The sequence below is a fragment of the Mycobacterium sp. 852014-50255_SCH5639931 genome, from assembly GCF_001665605.1.
Classification (GTDB): domain Bacteria; phylum Actinomycetota; class Actinomycetes; order Mycobacteriales; family Mycobacteriaceae; genus Mycobacterium; species Mycobacterium paraffinicum.
The window spans coordinates 176,596-194,060 of the sequence record NZ_LZSV01000024.1 but is presented as its reverse complement, the minus strand read 5'-3'; the positions used below and the strand labels follow the sequence as shown (position 1 = coordinate 194,060).

Annotated in this window: 15 protein-coding genes; 5 read left to right on the top strand and 10 right to left on the bottom strand. The window is 66.8% G+C overall.

Features of this window, described 5'->3' with window-relative positions; genetic code table 11:
- The 3 genes from A5758_RS14955 (at position 1) to A5758_RS14945 (ending at position 3,785) form a co-directional block, all read left to right on the top strand.
- Positions 1 to 1,236, top strand: a complete 1,236-nt coding sequence (locus A5758_RS14955) for a Xaa-Pro peptidase family protein (protein WP_067741185.1) — start codon at positions 1 to 3, stop codon at positions 1,234 to 1,236.
- Positions 1,226 to 2,344, top strand: a complete 1,119-nt coding sequence (locus tag A5758_RS14950; RefSeq protein ID WP_067741181.1) for a Xaa-Pro peptidase family protein — start codon at positions 1,226 to 1,228, stop codon at positions 2,342 to 2,344. The genes A5758_RS14955 and A5758_RS14950 overlap by 11 nt, the downstream gene beginning before the upstream one ends.
- Before the next feature lie 133 nt (positions 2,345 to 2,477).
- Positions 2,478 to 3,785, top strand: a complete 1,308-nt coding sequence (locus A5758_RS14945) for an HNH endonuclease signature motif containing protein (protein ID WP_067741178.1) — start codon at positions 2,478 to 2,480, stop codon at positions 3,783 to 3,785.
- A gap of 1 nt (position 3,786) precedes the next feature.
- Here A5758_RS14945 and A5758_RS14940 read toward each other — a convergent pair whose 3' ends face one another.
- The 7 genes from A5758_RS14940 to A5758_RS14910 form a co-directional block, all read right to left on the bottom strand.
- Entirely contained in the window at positions 3,787 to 5,067 is a 1,281-nt protein-coding gene (locus tag A5758_RS14940) for a hypothetical protein (RefSeq protein WP_067741175.1), read from the bottom strand.
- 4 nt (positions 5,068 to 5,071) lie between these two features.
- Positions 5,072 to 5,836 (bottom strand): SDR family NAD(P)-dependent oxidoreductase, encoded by a 765-nt coding sequence (locus A5758_RS14935; RefSeq protein ID WP_067201189.1) that lies wholly within the window; start codon positions 5,834 to 5,836, stop codon positions 5,072 to 5,074.
- A complete protein-coding gene (locus tag A5758_RS14930) occupies positions 5,833 to 8,166 on the bottom strand; it encodes a CaiB/BaiF CoA-transferase family protein (RefSeq protein ID WP_067741172.1) in 2,334 nt (777 codons plus the stop codon). The genes A5758_RS14935 and A5758_RS14930 overlap by 4 nt, the downstream gene beginning before the upstream one ends.
- 19 nt (positions 8,167 to 8,185) lie before the next feature.
- Positions 8,186 to 9,154 (bottom strand): enoyl-CoA hydratase/isomerase family protein, encoded by a 969-nt coding sequence (locus A5758_RS14925; protein WP_067208961.1) that lies wholly within the window; start codon positions 9,152 to 9,154, stop codon positions 8,186 to 8,188.
- 30 nt (positions 9,155 to 9,184) lie between these two features.
- Positions 9,185 to 10,021 (bottom strand): mycofactocin-coupled SDR family oxidoreductase, encoded by an 837-nt coding sequence (locus A5758_RS14920; protein WP_067741169.1) that lies wholly within the window; start codon positions 10,019 to 10,021, stop codon positions 9,185 to 9,187.
- On the bottom strand, positions 10,021 to 11,223 hold the full coding sequence (locus A5758_RS14915; RefSeq protein ID WP_067741166.1) for a cytochrome P450: 1,203 nt from the start codon (positions 11,221 to 11,223) through the stop codon (positions 10,021 to 10,023). Before A5758_RS14915 ends, A5758_RS14920 begins: the two co-directional genes overlap by 1 nt.
- A gap of 251 nt (positions 11,224 to 11,474) precedes the next feature.
- Positions 11,475 to 12,152 carry a TetR/AcrR family transcriptional regulator gene (locus tag A5758_RS14910; RefSeq protein ID WP_067741164.1) on the bottom strand — a complete coding sequence of 226 codons (678 nt, stop codon included), beginning with the start codon at positions 12,150 to 12,152 and terminating at the stop codon, positions 11,475 to 11,477.
- Between the two features lie 222 nt (positions 12,153 to 12,374).
- Between A5758_RS14910 and A5758_RS14905 the strand changes: the two genes are divergently transcribed.
- On the top strand, positions 12,375 to 12,986 hold the full coding sequence (locus tag A5758_RS14905) for a preprotein translocase subunit SecD (RefSeq protein ID WP_231987327.1): 612 nt from the start codon (positions 12,375 to 12,377) through the stop codon (positions 12,984 to 12,986).
- Positions 12,987 to 13,113: 127 nt separating this feature from the next.
- Here the strand turns inward: A5758_RS14905 and A5758_RS25275 are convergent, their stop codons facing one another.
- From A5758_RS25275 to A5758_RS14895, 3 genes are all read right to left on the bottom strand, one after another.
- Complete coding sequence (locus tag A5758_RS25275; RefSeq protein WP_082939407.1) at positions 13,114 to 13,362, bottom strand: hypothetical protein; 249 nt, start codon at positions 13,360 to 13,362, stop codon at positions 13,114 to 13,116.
- A 117-nt stretch (positions 13,363 to 13,479) separates the two neighbouring features.
- Complete coding sequence (locus tag A5758_RS14900; protein WP_067741161.1) at positions 13,480 to 14,712, bottom strand: FAD-dependent oxidoreductase; 1,233 nt, start codon at positions 14,710 to 14,712, stop codon at positions 13,480 to 13,482.
- Complete coding sequence (locus A5758_RS14895) at positions 14,705 to 16,324, bottom strand: arylsulfatase (protein ID WP_067741355.1); 1,620 nt, start codon at positions 16,322 to 16,324, stop codon at positions 14,705 to 14,707. Before A5758_RS14895 ends, A5758_RS14900 begins: the two co-directional genes overlap by 8 nt.
- 117 nt (positions 16,325 to 16,441) lie before the next feature.
- Here A5758_RS14895 and A5758_RS14890 point away from each other — a divergent pair, with 117 nt between their 5' ends.
- A complete protein-coding gene (locus tag A5758_RS14890) occupies positions 16,442 to 17,461 on the top strand; it encodes a nitronate monooxygenase family protein (RefSeq protein ID WP_067741158.1) in 1,020 nt (339 codons plus the stop codon).
- Positions 17,462 to 17,465: the final 4 nt, after the last annotated feature.

Here is a 17,465-nt window from a genome sequence, read left to right as displayed (position 1 = left end):
ATGACCGAATCACTAACCTCCCCCGGCTCGCTCGTCGACATCCCCGATGAACCGGACCGGGCGCGCATGCGTTCCGAAACGGGGGCGCGGCTGCGGTCCGCGATGGCCGACCATGGTGTCGACGCGCTGATCCTGCTGATGAACGGCTACGTCGGGTACGCGACGGGGGCCAGCTGGCCGCTGGTGGACGCGGGTCTGTCGCACGTGGAGCGCCCGGTCGCGGTCGTGCTCGCCGACGTTGAACATCCGCACCTGTTCATGCCATTCCGCGGCGGGGCGTCCGCGCAGCCGCCGGTGCCGGACGACCATCTGCACGGCCCTGTCTACCTCGAATTCGACCATGGTGTAAAGCAATTCGCGCGCGAGCTGGCCGGGCTGATCCCGCCGGGCGCGAGCATCGCCGTCGACGAGCTGACCGGGGCGATGCGGAGGGCAGGCCCCAAGCTGTTTCCGGCGGGCGCGCCGACGGATGCGGCGATCGTGGTTGGTGCCGCGCAGTTGGTGAAGACACGGGATGAGCTGGCCTGCCTTCGCCGGGCGGCCCGCATCACCGAAGAAGCGATCGTGGACGTGCAGCGGGCCCTGGAGCCGGGAGTGCGGCAGATCGACCTCTCCGCCACGCTGGTGCGCCGCGCATTCGAGCTGGGCGCCACCACCAACATGCTGGAGGCCATCTGGCAGGTCATGCCCAGTTCACGCGAAGCAGGAGTCTGGACGACCCATGGCGATCTTGCGTTGCCGCTGTTGCCCACCGATCGTGAACTCGCCGCCGGTGATGTGCTCTGGACCGATATCAGCATGACCTACCTCGGGTACTGCTCCGATTTCGGCCGGACCTGGGTTGTCGGCGAACGGCCCACCCCGCGGCAGCAGGATCAGTTCCGGCAATGGCGGGCCATCCTGGATGCGGTGCTCGCCGTGACCAAAGCCGGTGTCACTTCCGGTGATCTGGCGCGTGCGGCGATCGCCGCCAACGGTGGCCGCAAACCGTGGTTGCCGCATTTCTATCTGGGCCATGGCATCGGCACCTACCCCGCCGAAGCGCCCATGATCGGAACGGATCTCGGCGAAGAATTCGACGACAACTTCGTCTTCTCACCCGGGATGGTTCTGGTTCTGGAACCCGTGGTGTGGGAGGACGGGACAGGCGGATATCGCAGTGAGGAGATCGTGGTGATCACCGAAGACGGCTACCTGCCGATCACCGACTACCCCTATGCCCCTTATGGCGACTGAGGTTTTGCCCGACCCCCGCGCATTGCGGACGGGCCGTCGGGAACGGGCGCTGGCGCAAATGGACGCACACGGCCTCGACATCCTCGTGCTCGGGCGGCAGGCCAACATTCGTTACGTCACCGGCGCGCCGCAGCTCTGGATAGCCGGGACGCGACCGTTCGGTCCCATGTGCGTGGTGGTGCGCGCGTCCGGGGACATCTACCTCAATAGCACCGATGACGAGGGGGTACCGGAGGAGATCGGGCACGATCACCTCTACGGACTGGCCTGGAACCCGATGACGCTCATCGACGTGCTGAAGAAGATCGACGGTGCCGAAAGGGCCGGGCGGGTCGGAACCGATGCGATCACGCCCACTTTCGCCGCACTCCTGCCCGAGGCGTTCCCCACTGCCGAGCTCGTCGACGCGGAGGTGGCGATGCGCGCGGCGCGGCGCATCAAAACTCCCGACGAAATCGCGGCGATGGACTCCGCGCTGCGCGTCGCCGAACACGGACTCGCCGCTGCCCTGGCCGAATTCGCGCCGGGAGTATCGGAGCGGACGCTGGCCGGGGCCATGATGGAGGCAATGGCCGCGGGCGGGGTGAGCACGCCGGCCACTCAGGACGCCGCCTGGGTGACTTCGAAGGAACACCCATGGCGCCGTGCCGATTCCGGCGCGGCTCGGCCGGGCGACCTGGTCGCGTTCGCCGCCGGGGCCCTGGCGAATGGCTATGTCGCCGAGGTGGGGCGCACCTGGCCGGTCGGCGAAGTCGACGTTGCCGCCCGCGAGCTGTTCGGACGGTCGGACGCGTTGTACGAGAGCATGCTTGCGGCCTGCCGCCCCGGTGCGCCCACCTCCGACCTGCTCGCCGCCTTTCAGTCGGCCGGCGAGCCGATACCGCCGATGCCGATCGCGCACGGGTTGGGTTTGGGCTTCGATCCGCCGGTGGTGTGCGAGCCATTGCTCGCCGCGGGGGAACACGACGAGCTGGAGGCCGGCATGGTGTTGGCGATCACCGGCTACGTGTGGCAGGAGGGAATCGGCGCGGTATTCCGGCGGGACACCGTTCACATCACCGAGGACGGCGTCGAGGTGATGACTACCAGCCCGGCGTGGTCCGGCTGACTGAAATCACTTGCGTCACTTTAGCTTCAGCGGTCTCAGCGACGCGTTATTTGTCAGTGGGTCCCGATAGTTTCGGGGTGTGAGTATTGATCGCGAGGCCGTTTTGGCAGCATTCGACACTATCGACGCTGCCATGGGGGATCTGGTCGGCTACGACGGCGACGACCTAGCCACCCGCGAGCAGTTGGCGATGCTGGAGCGCTGCGAAAAGGTGCGTCGCCAGCTGCCGGCTATCGAGCATCCGCTGATCAACAACTTGGCCCGCCAGGCCACGGCAGAGGAGCTGGGCGGCAAGCTCTCCCATGCGATCGCCGAATCGACTTTGATCAGCCGCGCCGAAGCATCGAGGCGCATCAAGGAGGCAGGTGATCTCGGGCCGCGGCGTGGGCTGACCGGCGAACCACTGGCCCCGATCCTTGCCGCAACCGCTGACGCCCAACGGGAGGGAAAGCTAGGCACCGGGCAAGTGGCGGTGATCCGCAGGCTTTTCCGTCAGCTGCCCGGCTGGGTGGACTTCGTCACCCGTCAGGCCGTCGAAGCCGACCTGGTCACTCACGGAATGAACTACCGCCCCGAACAATTGGCCGAACTCGCCGATCACGTCGCCGATTGCCTGAACCCCGACGGCACCTACACCGACGACGACCGCGCGCGGCGGCGTGGACTGACCCTGGGCGAGCAGCAAGCCGACGGCATGTCGGAGTTGCGCGGCGTAATCAGCCCCGAACTGCGGGCCACCATTGAGGCCGTGCTCGCGAAGCTGGCCGCACCCGGCATGTGCAACCCGCTCGACGACGTGCCATGCGTGGACGACGCACCAAGCCAGGAGACGATCGACCGCGACGGCCGTTCCGCGGCGCAACGCAACCACGACGCACTGCTCGCGGCGAACCGCGCCTTGCTTGCCTCGGGAAAACTGGTCCGACACAACGGCTTACCGGCGTCCATCGTCGTCACCACGACGCTGCAAGAGCTGGAAGCCGCGGCCGGGCGTGGTCTGACCGGCGGCGGAACCATCCTGCCGATGAGCGATGTGATCCGCTTGAGCCGCCACGCGCGTCATTATCTGGCGATCTTCGACAAAGGCAAAGCCCTGGCCCTGTACCACACCAAACGACTCGCCTCCCCCGGCCAGCGAATCGTGCTGTACGCCAAGGATCGCGGTTGCTCGGCACCGGGCTGCACCGTGCCGGGTTACTACTCGGAGGTCCATCACGTCACCGACTGGGCCAAGTGCCGGAGCACCGACGTCGACGGCCTCACGTTCGCCTGCGGACCCCACCACCGCCTGCTCAAGCCCGGCGGCTGGAACACCCGCAAGAACGCCAAGGGCGACACGGAATGGCTACCGCCACCGCACTTGGACCGCGGCCAGCCCCGCACCAACACTTTTCATCATCCGGAGAAGCTGCTCCGAAACGAGGACGACGAGGGGCCGTAGCTCAGGTGTTCCACTCCGCGAGCGCAGCGTCAAGCAGCTCCCCCATGCGATGCCGATCCCAGAGCAACAGCAGGTTCGACAGCATCTGCAACGGCGCGCGTACGCCCTCGTCGTCCCTGATCAGTGGATGGCGTCGATTGTCCGGTATGGCTTCGAATCGCTTGCGAATCAACGCCGGTACGCCCAGCAGCCAGGCGACGCCCATCGCCGCCGCGTACAGCAATGTGTGTCTGCGCAACCGAACCGGATCGAGTTCCGGTCCGCCGAAACGACGGAACTCGGTCACGAACAGCTGCAACAGCTCTTCGAGATGAGAGTCCCACAGGTCGGTTTCCGCGCCGGACATGGCTCCCCAGAACGCCATGCCGAGGTTCATTTGGCTGACGCATCCCCAGTCCATCAGGCCGCAGCGCAGAACGCTGTCGGCGTCGCGCCAAAACCATGCGTTGTCGATGTTCGCGTTCCAATGGCACAACGCGACGTAGTCGGAGTCATCGGCCAACAGGCCCGCAACGGTTTGCTCGCAATGCGCGAACCGCGGCACGTCCGCACGCAGGCGCGCGACCAACTCCGGTGAACAAGCGGGCAGCAGCCCGGGCCGGATCTCGGCGAATTCCGCCAGTTGGTCCACCCGGCGCTCCAGCTTGTCCGGGGAGAGCGGCGCCCGATCCCCCACCGTCGCGGCCGCCACGTCCAGCGGGAAGGGCGCGGTCAGCTCGGCCGGCAGCCGCCCGGATCGATGGGTGCCGGCGAGCCGGGCCAGCGCGGTGAGCAGCGCTCGGTAGTGCTCGAGGGGTTCGGGCATCTCGTAGTCGAGGCATTTGTGATACTGCGGTTCGATCCCGTTGCCACCGAATCGGATCCGTTCGGTGACCAGGATTCCGGTGCCCGTCTGGCGGTGATAGTCGGCGAACAGCACCCGGGGTACGGCGATCGGAAATTCCGGTGCACAGGACAGCGCGGCGAATCGCACTTCGGGTTCCATTTGGGTTTTGCCGCGATCGCGCGCCGGGTCGTCGAAGTCGCGCGAGAACTTGACGAATAGGGCGGCGGGCAGTTCCGGGGCGGGTGTGGCGTATTCGACGGAGAGCATCGCCTTGCGTCCCGTGCTGCCGCCGGCCACCTCGGCAAACTCAGTAACGCGCGCGATGCCGTTGTCCCGCAACGCGCCCGAGGCGAGAAACGCCTCGGTGAGGAACGGCGCCGCAACACTTTCCAGCGCCGCGGGGTCGGCCGGGAACGCCAACCCGTACTGGTCGCCCACGGCCCAATGTGAAGTCAATTGCTTACCAGGTTTGTTCGGCCGCTCGCACCAGCATGTGGTTTACGGCCACCCGGCGGTCCCGGGTCACCATGAACAGCACCGCGTCTGCGATGTCTTCGGGGCGCAACTTGACCATGTCGGCGGTCTGGCGCTCGAACGCCTCCCGCGACGATTCGGCGAGATGGTCGAAGATTTCGGTATCGACCGTTCCCGGGCCCACCACGCCGACTCGGACCCGCTGCCCGAGCACCTCCTGCCGAATGCCCTCGCTGAAGGCGTTCACCCCGAACTTGGTCAGCGAGTAGACGGCGGTGTTCGGCCGGGCCACCCACCCGGCGGTCGAACTGATGGTGACCAGATCGGCGACACCGCGCGGCGAGTCGGCGGCGGCATCGATCAGGTGCGGGAGCGCCGCGCGCGTGACGTACAGGACCCCTTGCACGTTGACCGTCACCATGGCGTCCCAATCCCGCAGCGACGCCTCGGCCGCCGGTCCGGATTGCATCAGCCCGGCGTTGTTCACCACGGTGTCGAGCCGGCCGAACTGCGCGACGGCACGCTGCACGGCCGCCGACACCTGTTCGGCGTCGGTGACGTCGGCTGCCACGGCCAGCGCTGTGCCACCGGCGGATTCGATATCGGCTTGCAACTCGGCGAGCCGGTCCGCGCGTCGCGCGAGCAGGGCCACCGCCGCGCCTTCCGCGGCGAGCGCTTTGGCCGTCGCGGCCCCGATACCGCTACTCGCGCCGGTGACCAGGGCCGCGGTGTGTGCAAGTGTCCCCGTCATGCGCCCAGTATCTCGTGTAGCACGTACTCGGTGTGCTCGCCCAAGTCCGGCGCGCCGCGGGCGATGCGCGCCTGGCCGCGGGCCATCCGCCACGATGACCCGACGATCGGGCGCTGGCCCTCTCGATGGTCGCTGACGAACCGATACAGCTCGCGGGCCCACAGTCGTTGATCACCGATCACGTCGAGAGAGGTGGCGCTCTTGGCGGCCGGGACACCCGCCGCGCGCAGGCGGTCCGCCAGTTGCTCGGCTGCGTGGCACCGGGTGAGTTGCGCGAGGCAGGCGTCGAGTGCCTCGGCATCGCGCCGTCGCCCCTCCATGGTGGCGTAGCGGCGTTCTCCAGCCAGCGATCCCGCGCCGAGCACGTCGCACAACCCGCGCCACTGCGCGTCGTCGGCGACGGCCACCGTGATCCAGCCACCGTCCGCGCACGGATAGCAGCCATGCGGGCACAGGTCCGGATGGTCATTGCCGTTGGGAACGAAGGCTTGTCCGGTCAGGGCCTGCTCGAGCAGGCAGTCGCCGATCATCGATGACAGGGTTTCCACTGCCGACAAGTCGACGAACTGCCCGGCGCCGGTGAGTTCGCGATGCAGCAATGCGACCACCGCGGCGTACGCGGCCGCAGCACCGACGGTCGAATCGCCGTAGCGCATGCTCGTCCCGAGGGGCGGTCCGCCGCGATAGCCGACCAGCGGGGCGAGCCCGGCCAGGGCGGCGAAGCATGGCGCGTAACCGGTTTGGTGGCCCAGCGGCCCGTCGTTGCCCCACATCTTGATCGACACGGAGATGATGTCCGCCTTGACCTCGGTCAGCTGCGCATGGCCCAAGCCTTGGCGTTCCATCGCGCCCGGGCGCAGGTTGTTGATCACGATGTCGCTGCGGGCGATCAACTCACGCAGCTGCGCCATGCCCTCGCTGGACTTGATATCGAGGTCCACACTAAGGATTTCGGGGTTGATGCTGAGGAAGTACGGCGCGTGGTTGATGTCGGTGCCGCCGTAAGCGCGCATCTCCTCGGGGAAACCCGCGGTTTCGACCTTGATGACCTCGGCGCCCAGCATCGCCAGCAGCTTGCCCGCGTAGGGCCCGGCCCATACCTTGGTGAGCTCGACGACCCGAACCCCTTGCAGCGGCCCACCGCGCGGATCCTTGGGCGGCTTGAGTTGCGCCGACTTGACCCGCGGCCGCGGGCGCGGGGTATCGATGCGGCCCAGAACCGGCCCGGTGTGCTCGCCGAGGGCCGGTGCGGCGGAGGTGATTCGAGCCGGTGACGCGCTGAACGCGTATGGCACCGTCGGATAAGCCGCGTCGCCCAACACGGGGTGCCGCACCTGCTGGAAGAAACCCCGGTGCCGGTACTGCGGCGAATCATGCAGGTCCGCGGCGCCGTTCACCGGCACCAACGGCACACCCAGGCGTTGGGCTCGATCGGACGCTTCGTCCTTGGCAAGGTCCCGGATCCACCCGGCGAAGCCCCGCTGGAACACGGCCACCTTCTCCGGGGTGACGGAAAACTCCAGCCAGTCGTCGTCGAACGCATCCAGCCACTCCGGGTGGCCCATGAGTTCTTTCAGGCCGAGCCAGTGGGCGCGGCTGGTCATGTACAGGTAGACGAAACCGTCGGTGCATGCGAAAAACGCTGCCGGGCCCGCCTGGTCGTAGTCGCTGCGGCGGCCTTCGGCGGTCACCTCACCGGTGATGAACCGGCCGATGATGCAGTCGGCGCGGGAGGCCAGCACGGCGTGTTCGGAGATGTCGATAGAATCGCCGTGGCCGCTGTGCAGACGCCCGAAGAGCGCCGACGCCACGCACAGCGCGGCATCCAGTCCCGCTTCGTAGTCGGCCAGGAACCGGCCGGGCCCCTGCAGTGGCGGCTTGGCGGGGTCGGGGTGGCTGGGCGTGTGGTATCCCCAACCGCTGGCGTGGAACACGTTGATGCTCTTGGCATTGCCGAACTCGGCGGGCGCGTCCTGCCCGAACGGTGTGATCGAACACAACACCACGTCCGGGTGCAGCCGCGCCCAGCCGGTGTCGCCGTCGTCGATGACCGCGTCCGCGGTGCCGATGAGCCGGTGGACGGCCTCGACGCCGTCATCCGAACCGAGATCCAGCACGACGGACTGCTTGTTGGTGTTGAGGTACGCGAACAGCCCGCTGCCGTCGGGGCCGTCGGCGACGATGGGAGCCATCGCCCGCGTCGGGCTGCCGGACTCCGGCGCCTCGACCTTGAGGATCTCGGCGCCGAAGTCGGCCAACAACTTTCCGCAGTACTCCCCCGCCACGGACCCGGCCAGCTCGACGACCCGGAAACCCGTCAGCGCCGACATGCGAGCTCTCCCAAAACGGTCAGGGCTTCGCGCGTCCCGAGCGGCTCAGGCGCCACTCCGGCGGGAAGTTCAGGTCGTTGTCCTTCACCACGTTGTTGAGGCCCTTCTCGAAGGTGCCCGCGGTCAGGTCCACTTCCTCCGCGTCGTTTTGAATCATCGGCAGCATCCCCTCGACCATGCCGGTGAGCAGGCTGCCGAAGTATTCACCCTTGTGCTGCTTGTAGAGCTCCAGGAAGGTCTTCTGCACCGCGACGGTGTCGGTCGGGCGGGAACGCGAGCAAGCCATCGCGTACTTCAGCGTCTCTTCTTCCAGCTTCTCGCGCGGCACCACGCTGTTGACGAAGCCGCACTCGTACATCTCCTTGGCGCTGAACGGCCTTCCGGTGAAGAGCATTTCGGAGAACTTGCGCAGGCCCATCGTCTCGGCCCACCACCACAGGCGCGGTCCCCAACCCACGTAGCGAAACGCCGGGTGGCCGAAGAGGGCGTCGTCGGAAGAGACCACCAGGTCGGCGTCGCCGGCCTGGTAGAAGTGCCAGCCGTAGCAGTAGCCCTTGGCCTCGATGATGCTGATCTTGCGCAGCTCCTGCAGGGGGCGGTTTCCCGCGCGGGCCTTGGCGTAGAAGTCGGTGACGGTCGACAGGTAGCGATACGATCCGCCGGGCGGGTACTTGACGTCGTCATCGTTGATGGCCAGCTCGTGCAGCAGTGGCATGCCGGGGTTCTCCAGCATTCCCCGCTGCTCGGGCAGGTCGCCACCGCTTCCGAAATCATCTCCCTCGCCACGGATCACGACGACCTTGACGTCGTCGTCCACGTTGCACTTGTGGATCAGGTCGGCGTAGTTCTGCCGCATACCCAAGGTGGTGGAGTTGAGCTCCTCGGGGCGGTTGAAGGTGATGTAGGCGATCCGATTCTTCTTGTCCTTCTCGAACTTGATGTACTGCTCGGCTTCTTTTTTCATTTCTTCGTAGTCGTATTCAGGCATAATCTTCTCCAACTTCTCTTGAACTAGCGCCTATTTGAGCAAGCTGCCCGCGTCGACGGGAAGCGAAACGCCGGTGACATAACGAGATTCGTCAGAGGCGAGGAACAGGACCGCGTTGCTGATGTCCACGGCGTCCACCCAGGGCACCGGCAGGGTGTGCATCATCTGGGATATGGGGGCGAAGTCGTCGGGGCCCGGATTTTCCAGGTCCGGGCGAAACAGCCGGAATGTGTTGTCGTTCATCACCATCGTGGTGCTCACCTGGGTGGGTAGCACGGCGTTGACGCGGATCATGTGCTGGCCCAGCTCGACGGCGAATGCACGCATCAGGCCGATGACGCCGTGCTTGGCGGCGATGTAGTGGCCGGTGTTCGGGTAGGCCTTGCGCCCGCCGACCGAGCTGGTGAGCACGATCGATCCGCCGCGACCACCCGCAAGTAGGTGTGGTACGCCCGCTTTGACCGTATGCCAGACGCCGCTCAGGTTGATGTCGATCATGTCCTGCCAGACGTTCTCCCGGATCTTGTGCAGCTTCCGGCCGTCGGTACCCACGCCCGCGTTCGCGACGATGATGTCGAGCCGCCCGAGTTGTTCCACACCGGCGTCCACGGCGGATTTCAGCGCGTCGTAGTCGCGGACGTCTACCTGCGCGGTGACGATGCGGCGATCCTGAGCTTTGACCAAGTCGGCCGTCTCGGCGAGGTCCTCCGGCGTCGAGTGCGGATAAGCCAGGTTCTCGATCGGTCCGCAGACGTCGATCGCGACGATGTCGGCGCCCTCTTGCGCCAAGCGCACCGCGTGGCTGCGGCCCTGACCGCGGGCGGCGCCGCTGACGAACGCGACTTTGCCCTCGACGCGGCCGGTCATTAGGGCACCACGGTGGGCAGGGTTTCCCAGCCCCGCACCGACGACGTCGGGCTGAGCGTGGCGTTGGCCAGATCAGGCTCCCACTCCGGGAACCGCTTGAGGATCTCCTCGAGGGCGACACGGCCTTCCAGCCGGGCCAGCGCCGAACCCAAGCAGAAGTGGGCGCCGACGCTGAACGTGAGGTGCGGCCGGGCGGCGCGATGAATGTTGAATTCGCCCGCGTCGGGCCCAAACTGTCGCTCGTCGCGGCAGGCCGCCCCAATCAGCATCAGCATCACGCTGCCTTCCGGCACCGTCTGGCCATAGAGGCTGACGTCGCGAGTCACATAGCGTGCCATGTGCGGCGCGGGAGGCTCGAAGCGCAGCAGCTCCTCGATTGCCTGCGGGATTAGTCCGGGGTTCTCGACGAGCTCGCGACGCTGGTCGGGGTGCTCCGCGAGAACTTTGCCCGCCCAACCGATAAGCCGCGTTGTCGTTTCGTTTCCCGCGCCGGCCACCACGTTGAGGTAGACCAAGATCTCCTCGCGCCTCAGTCGCCGCGTCGTGCCGGTCTCGTCGACGAACTCGACGTTCAGCAGCTCGGTCATGATGTCGTCGGACGGATTGTCGGCACGCCAGTCGATATAGGCCTCGAACTGCTCGCCTACTGACAAGCCGTGCTCGGCGGCACTCATCGGCTTGCCGGGCTCGGTGCGTAGCTGGGCATTGCCGCGATCGCGGATGTACTCCTGATCTTCTTCGGGAATCCCGAGCAGTGCGCTGATGACCTTCATCGGCATGATCGCGCCCAGGTCGGAGACGAAGTCGAACCGCCCCGACCCCACCAGTGGGTCCAGCGATTGCGCGCAGAACTCGCGGATCATCGGCTCCAACGCCGCGATCTTGCGGGGGGTGAACATGCGCGACAGCAGCTTGCGGTGCACGTCGTGGATCGGCGGGTCTTCGAAGATCAACATGCCTGACGGGATCTCGAGGTTGGCCTTGATCAGTTCCATGATCACGCCTCGAGCGGAGCTGTAAGTGCCGTAGTCGATGATTGCCTTGTTTACATCGGCGAATCGGCTCAGCGCGTAGAAGTCGTATTCGGAGTTGTAGTAAAGCGGCGCCTCGTCACGCAGGCGTTTGAACATGGGATATGGGTCGGCAATCAACTCGACATCATATGGGTCGAAACGAACATGGCTATCGGTGCTCGCCGTCACGAAATCCCTCCTACTGCAGACATTTCCGGGTACCTACGCCCCCTGCAACAGAGCCGGCGCCGCCGGTCTGTCAGCGCCGGATCGGGCTCGGCCAATTTATACACTCCGCTTAATTGCATTGTTCGCAGTTGCTCACGGGTTTTGGCTGAAGCGGCCCGCGAACGTGGCTCTACTCTATTCTCGTAGAGAACCATACAGCGGGTGCCCTGGCAAGAGCCAGAGCCACGCACTCCGTGTCCGGCCCCGCACGCTCACCCGGATCCGCCGCGGCGCGCTGGTGGCACGCCGTCGCTCCGTGTCAGGCGCCCCTTGTTCGGACTCTTGAGAATCCCCGCCGCAATCGCGGACAAGATCCCATCCAACTGCTCCGCGGTATCGATGAGCCGGTCGCCATGGGCGAGCCGCTGCAACAGGCCGTTGATGAACGTCAGCGTGACGTTGCTGAGATCCTCGACCACCGCCGGTTCCAGGTCTGCGCCGTGCGGCATCAGTTGCACGAGGATCTCCCGGTGCAGCTTGGTGAACTCGTCTGTGGCCTGCTGCAAGATCGCGGCGAGCGACGGGTCGCGAGTGGCTTGCATCGTCAGCTCGTATCGGGCTTTGGTCCGCGACAACTGCGGGTCGCTTGCGGCCTGAATGACCACCTGCGACAACCGTGAGGGTGAGGCATCGTTTTTCCGCTCGGCCGAGCTGTCCGCCACCGATTGCAGCTCGGCGAGGTCGAGCTCGGCCAACCGCTCGGCCACGGCGCGCAGCAGCGCCGAGCGGGTGCGGAAGTAGAACGACGTGGTGCCGTCGGGCACGCCGGCTTTGCGGTCGACTTTGAGGTGGCTCAATCCCTTGGCCCCGTCGTCGGCCAACAACTGAATCGCCACATCGCACAAGTCGCGGCGGCGCTCCCCGGGATTAGGTTTTCGGCGTTTGTCCATGGCGATCCGTCTCGGACCGAGACCTTACTCTATATTCGTAGTGTCGGTAAAGGGCGATGTGATCGCCCATGACGGCGGGCAGGCGGGCCACCAAGTGGGACTTTCCCCGCCCCGCACGAAAACGTCTGCGACGCAACGACGATCAGACAACGGCGTGACGGCGTGTGTCCGACTGGAACAATGGGTCGGATGATTGGACGTCGGAGTGATCAGACAGAGGGCGTGGTGAGGCATCGCTGCACGCGCCGCCGCGGGCGCGTCATCGCCGCCTGGCTCGCGTGCGCCGGCCTGTTCGGGGCGCTGCTCTGCGGCTGCCAGCCGACGCGGCATCAGGCCGCACCCACCACGTCGACCACCACTGCCAGCACCGCCCCGGCGCCCACCACAACCGCATTGCCCGCGCCGATTGTGAAGATTGCGCCGCTGCCCGTCCGGCCGGTGACGAAGTCTCAGCCGACCACCCCGGAGAAGTGCCCGGCCACCGACCACGTGGTGGCACCGACCGATGCGCTGACCACCTGTGATGTCGGGCGGACCACCTTGTACATGCTGGGTCCGGAGAGCATGCAGCTCGGATTGATACACGTCGACCCACCGAAGTCACTGGCCGCGGGTTTCTACGACGTGACCCTGACCCTGGACCCGCCGTCGGCAACCGCATGGGCGTCCTACACCGCCTCGCACCTGAAGGACCACGTGGCCTTCATCCGCGACAATCTCGTTCTGGAGGCCCCGATCATCGAGGACCAGGTCGGCTCCGGGCGGATCGCACTGACCACCCAAACGGCCGAGGGGGCAGCACAATTGGCCCAGCTGGCCAGCCGGTCCTCATGACATGAGCACGAGGCTGGACTGGCTCGGCATCGGCATCGGCATGCTCAGCGTATTCGGGCTTCGCCAGTAGAACTCGTCGGAATCACGGCGACGCCGCGCGGCAAGCGTGCATCAAATTGTGCGGAGATCAGGTGCAGGGAACACCGTGCGGGCCACCAACCCAATGCCCGGGCGGCGCCTGCCAGGGACAAATCTGCTTGACCTGCCCAGGCGGCAGCGGATTCCAGTGACCATTGTCGACCACGTGCGGACCCGGCGGAACTGGCGGCGGCCACGGTCCGGGGTGGGCCTGTGCCATCCCGGTTCCGAGGCCCAGTGCCGCCGCGCTCAATGCACCGGTGACGATGGCCTTACCTGCGAGTTTCTTGAGATTCATGACTGGCCTCCTGTCGGTCCATGGCTCGCCAGAGGCGGCGTCCGCACTGCGGAGACAGAACCAATTTCACGACCTTCGAAAAATTTTCACAAGTAGGTTACCCTCGCTCGCGAAATATCAAACCGCCTCCCGCGGCGTACGGCGCGCGAATGCCGGCGCATGCTCGGGCCGCACGCCGACGCCGACAAAGTAGGCCGGCACGGCCGACAGCCACGGCAGCCGCTTCATCAGGCCGAGCAGCGCCGCGGGCGGCGTGGGGTCCGCGCCGCGCAACAACGGCCCGAGCAACATGTGGTGCAGCACCTGCTGCACGAGTTGGGTCACCACCGTCGGGAACACGCGGCGGCGGTGCACCGCGGCGAGCTCGCGGTCACCGACCCGGTGTTGTCGCAGCGGTTCGGCCAGTACGGTCGCGGCCGCGACCGCATCCTGGATCGCCAGGTTGATGCCGACCCCGCCCAGCGGCGACATCGCGTGCGCCGCATCCCCGATGCACAGCAGCCCGTCGGTATGCCAGCGCCGCAGCCGATTCACGTGCACGTCCAGATGTTTGACGTCGTCCATGGATTGCAGCGCCGCGACCGACTCGGGCATGTCCGGTAGCAACTCTTCCACGTCGCGCCTGAACGCCTCTATGCCGCGCGCCCGCAGCTGGGCGTCGGTGCCCTTCGGCCCGAGGTAGGCGATCTGGAAGTAACCCTCCCGCGGGATCACGGCGAGCCCCTTGCCCGGACCGAGGCGGGGCAAAAAGGAGTATTCGGTGTCTTCCTTGTGCGGCAACCGAAACCACCACACGTCAAACCTCACCGGGTATTCGCGCGCCTTCAGTCCGGCCTCGTGCCGAACGACCGACCAGCGGCCGTCGCAGGCAACGGTCAACTCGGCCCGCAATTCACCCGGACCCTCGGGCCCGCGGTAGTTCACACCGGCAACTCTGCTGCCCTCCCACAGAAGGCCGGTGACTTCGGTGTTCATCCGCAGCGAGAAGCTCGGCTCCTCCTGTGCCGCACCGGCTAGGAGCTTGAGCAAGTCCCACTGCGGCACCATCGCGACAAAGGGGTGGGGCTGGCGCAACCGCTCGAAGTCGACGTAGGTCACCGACTGCCCGTTAGATTCGAGTTTCGCGGTGCGGACCTCGGTAAAAGGCAAGGCCGCGAACGGTTCCCACAGGCCCAGTTCGTCGAGCAACCGCATGGTGGTCGGGTGGACCGTGTCGCCGCGGAAGTCCCGCAGGAAGTCACCGTGCTTCTCCATCAGGGTGACTTGGACACCCGCCCGCGCCAGGAGCAGCCCCAGGACCATTCCGGCCGGGCCGCCACCGACGATCGCACACGAGGTTGTCTCAGCCATCAGACTCAGCCTCAAACTCGACGTCGAACACCGAGACGGGATCGAGGATCACGCCGTTTTCCTCGACGTAGCGGTCCCACAACGTCAGCAGTTCGGCCAGCTTGTCTGGGTGCGAGCCGGCGAGGTCGTGGATCTCACCCGGATCGGTAGCGAGGTCGTAGAGCTGCCAGCTGCCCGGACCGTATGGTGCGGGCAGGTACAGCGCCTTCCAGTCCCCCTGGCGAATCGCGCGACGGCCGAACAACTCCCAGCCCGTGCCGGTCTCGGCGGCATGCACGGCCTCCGCGCCGCCCGACAGATACGGCACCATGGAGCGGCCGCGCATCGGTGCCACCTCACGCCCGCGATAGGCGGCGCCGGGATGCGCCGCCCCCGCCAGTTCCAGCACCGTCGGGGCGATGTCCATGACGGTGCTGAACGCGGTCCCGACCTCTCGTTGCCGGTCAAAGCCGGGCCAGGTTACGAAGCCGACCACCCGGATGCCGCCCTCGGTGGTGAACGCCTTGTGCAGCCGCGACGGCGCGGTGGCCGCTTGCGCCCACCGCGGTCCGTACCAGATGAACGAGGAGGGCCGGCCGAGGTTGTCGACGCTATTGTCGCAATGCTTTTCGATCTGCGCGGCGATACGCGCACCGTGCAGCGGCATCGCTTCAACGATGGCACCTTCGGCACCGTTGTCGGACAGGAAGATAACGACGGTGTCGTCGAGTTCCCCGCTGTCCGAGAGGTATTCGATCACCCTGCCGATATTCCAGTCCATCCGGTCGACCATCCCGGCGTAGACCTCCATGCTGCGGGCAGACACCGCACGCTGTTCGTCGGTCATGTCGGCCCACTCCGGGGCGTCGTCGGCGACGACCGGATGCGCCTCGACGTCCGGCGAGCACAAGCCCAGCCGCTTGAGGGCCGCCAGTCGCTCCTCGCGGAGCGCGTCCGGACCGCCGTCGTAGCGGCCACGGTATTTCGCGATGGATTCGTCCGGCGCCTGCAGCGGCCAGTGCGGTGCCTGGAAGGGCAGATACGCGAAGAAGGGCCGGTCCTCGCCGGGTGCCCGTTCGCGCAGGTACTGCAACAGCTTGTCGGTGTAGAAGTCCGACGAGTAGAAGTCGTCCCCGACCGTGACGAACTGGTCATCCTCGGTGTAAAGCGTTGGAATGGGCGAGAAGCCGCCGGCCGCCCGGCCCCCGTAATGGCTGGCCCCCGCGGGCAGCAAGGCAAACGAGCGCTCGAACCCGCGCGCCCACGGCGATGTCTCGATGGTCGCGCCCAGGTGCCACTTGCCCGACATGAGCGTCAGGTATCCGGCGTCGCGCAGCAGCTCGGGCAACGCCACGACCCGATCGTTCAGATAACCCTCATAGCCGGGTGCGCCGCGGAACGCCGGCCCGGCGACCTCCAACATGGTGCCGATTCCGGCGACGTGGTGGTCCGTTCCCGTCAGCAGCATCGCCCGGGTGGGCGAGCAGGCGGGCGCGGAGTGGAAATCGGTGAACCGGATCCCCGCGTGGGCGAGCCGATCGAGATTGGGTGTCTCGATTTCGCCGCCGAACGCGCCGATATCGGAAAACCCGAGGTCGTCCGCCACGATCACGAGGAAGTTGGGCCTGTTCACGCTGAAGCATCCTGCCAGGTCCCGCTCCAGGGCGGAATGCCGCCGCGACGGCACGTCGTTATTGTCGAGGCGGCGATCTCCGCGCCTGCGACACTGCGACACCGGAAGGGCTTTGAGATGTTGCCACAGTTCGGAATGTCCATTCCGCTGGTCGCCGCCCCGATGGCGGGCGGCCCGACCACCCCCGCGATGGTGTCGGCCGCGACTCGCGCGGGCGGCCTGGGCATGCTCGCCGCCGGCTACAAGACCGTGGAGGCCGTCGAGGCCGAGCTCAAACAGGTCCGCTCCGAGGGAATCCCGTTCGGTATCAACGTATTTGCGCCCAATCCCCTACCGGTTGACCCCGAGGCCTACCGGGCCTATGCCGCTATCGTTCAGCGCGACGCCGACCAGTTTGCTGTGACGCTGCCCCCGGAGCCCGTCGAGGACACCGACAAGTTCGACGAGAAGATCGCGCTGCTGCTCGACGACCCGGTTCCGATGGTGTCGTTCACCTTCGGCATCCCGTCGGACAGCGTGATCGCGGCGCTGCGCAAGGCGGGCAGCGTCGTGGTGCAGACGGTGACCACGCCCGAGGAGGCGGCGCAGGCGCGCGACGCCGGGGTGGACATGCTCGCCGTTCAGGGGGTGGCCGCCGGCGGTCACTCGGGCACGCTCTCGCCGCGGAAGCCACTGATGCCGGTGCCGATCGCCGAGCTGGTCGAACGGATCGTCGCGACGGTGCCGCTGCCGGTGATCGCCGCCGGCGGGCTCGCCACCCCAGGCGCGGTTGCCGAGGTGATCCACGCGGGGGCCGCCGCGGCCGCGGTCGGGACGGTCCTGCTGCGCGCCGACGAAAGCGGCGCCTCGGCCACGCACCAGGCCGCCCTGACCGATCCCGCCTACAGCGAAACGGTGCTGACACACGCCTTCACCGGCCGCCCCGCCCGCGGGCTGCGCAACTCGTTCATCGATGCCCACGAGGCCCAGGCGCCGCTGGGCTATCCCGCCATCCACTACCTCACCAGCCCGCTGCGCAAAGCCGCAGCCGCGGCGGGCAAGCCCGACTACGTCCACCTGTGGGCGGGCACCGGATACCGCAGCGCCACCGCCGAACCGACATCCGACATCCTGCGGCGGCTGGCTTCCGACCTGTGACGCC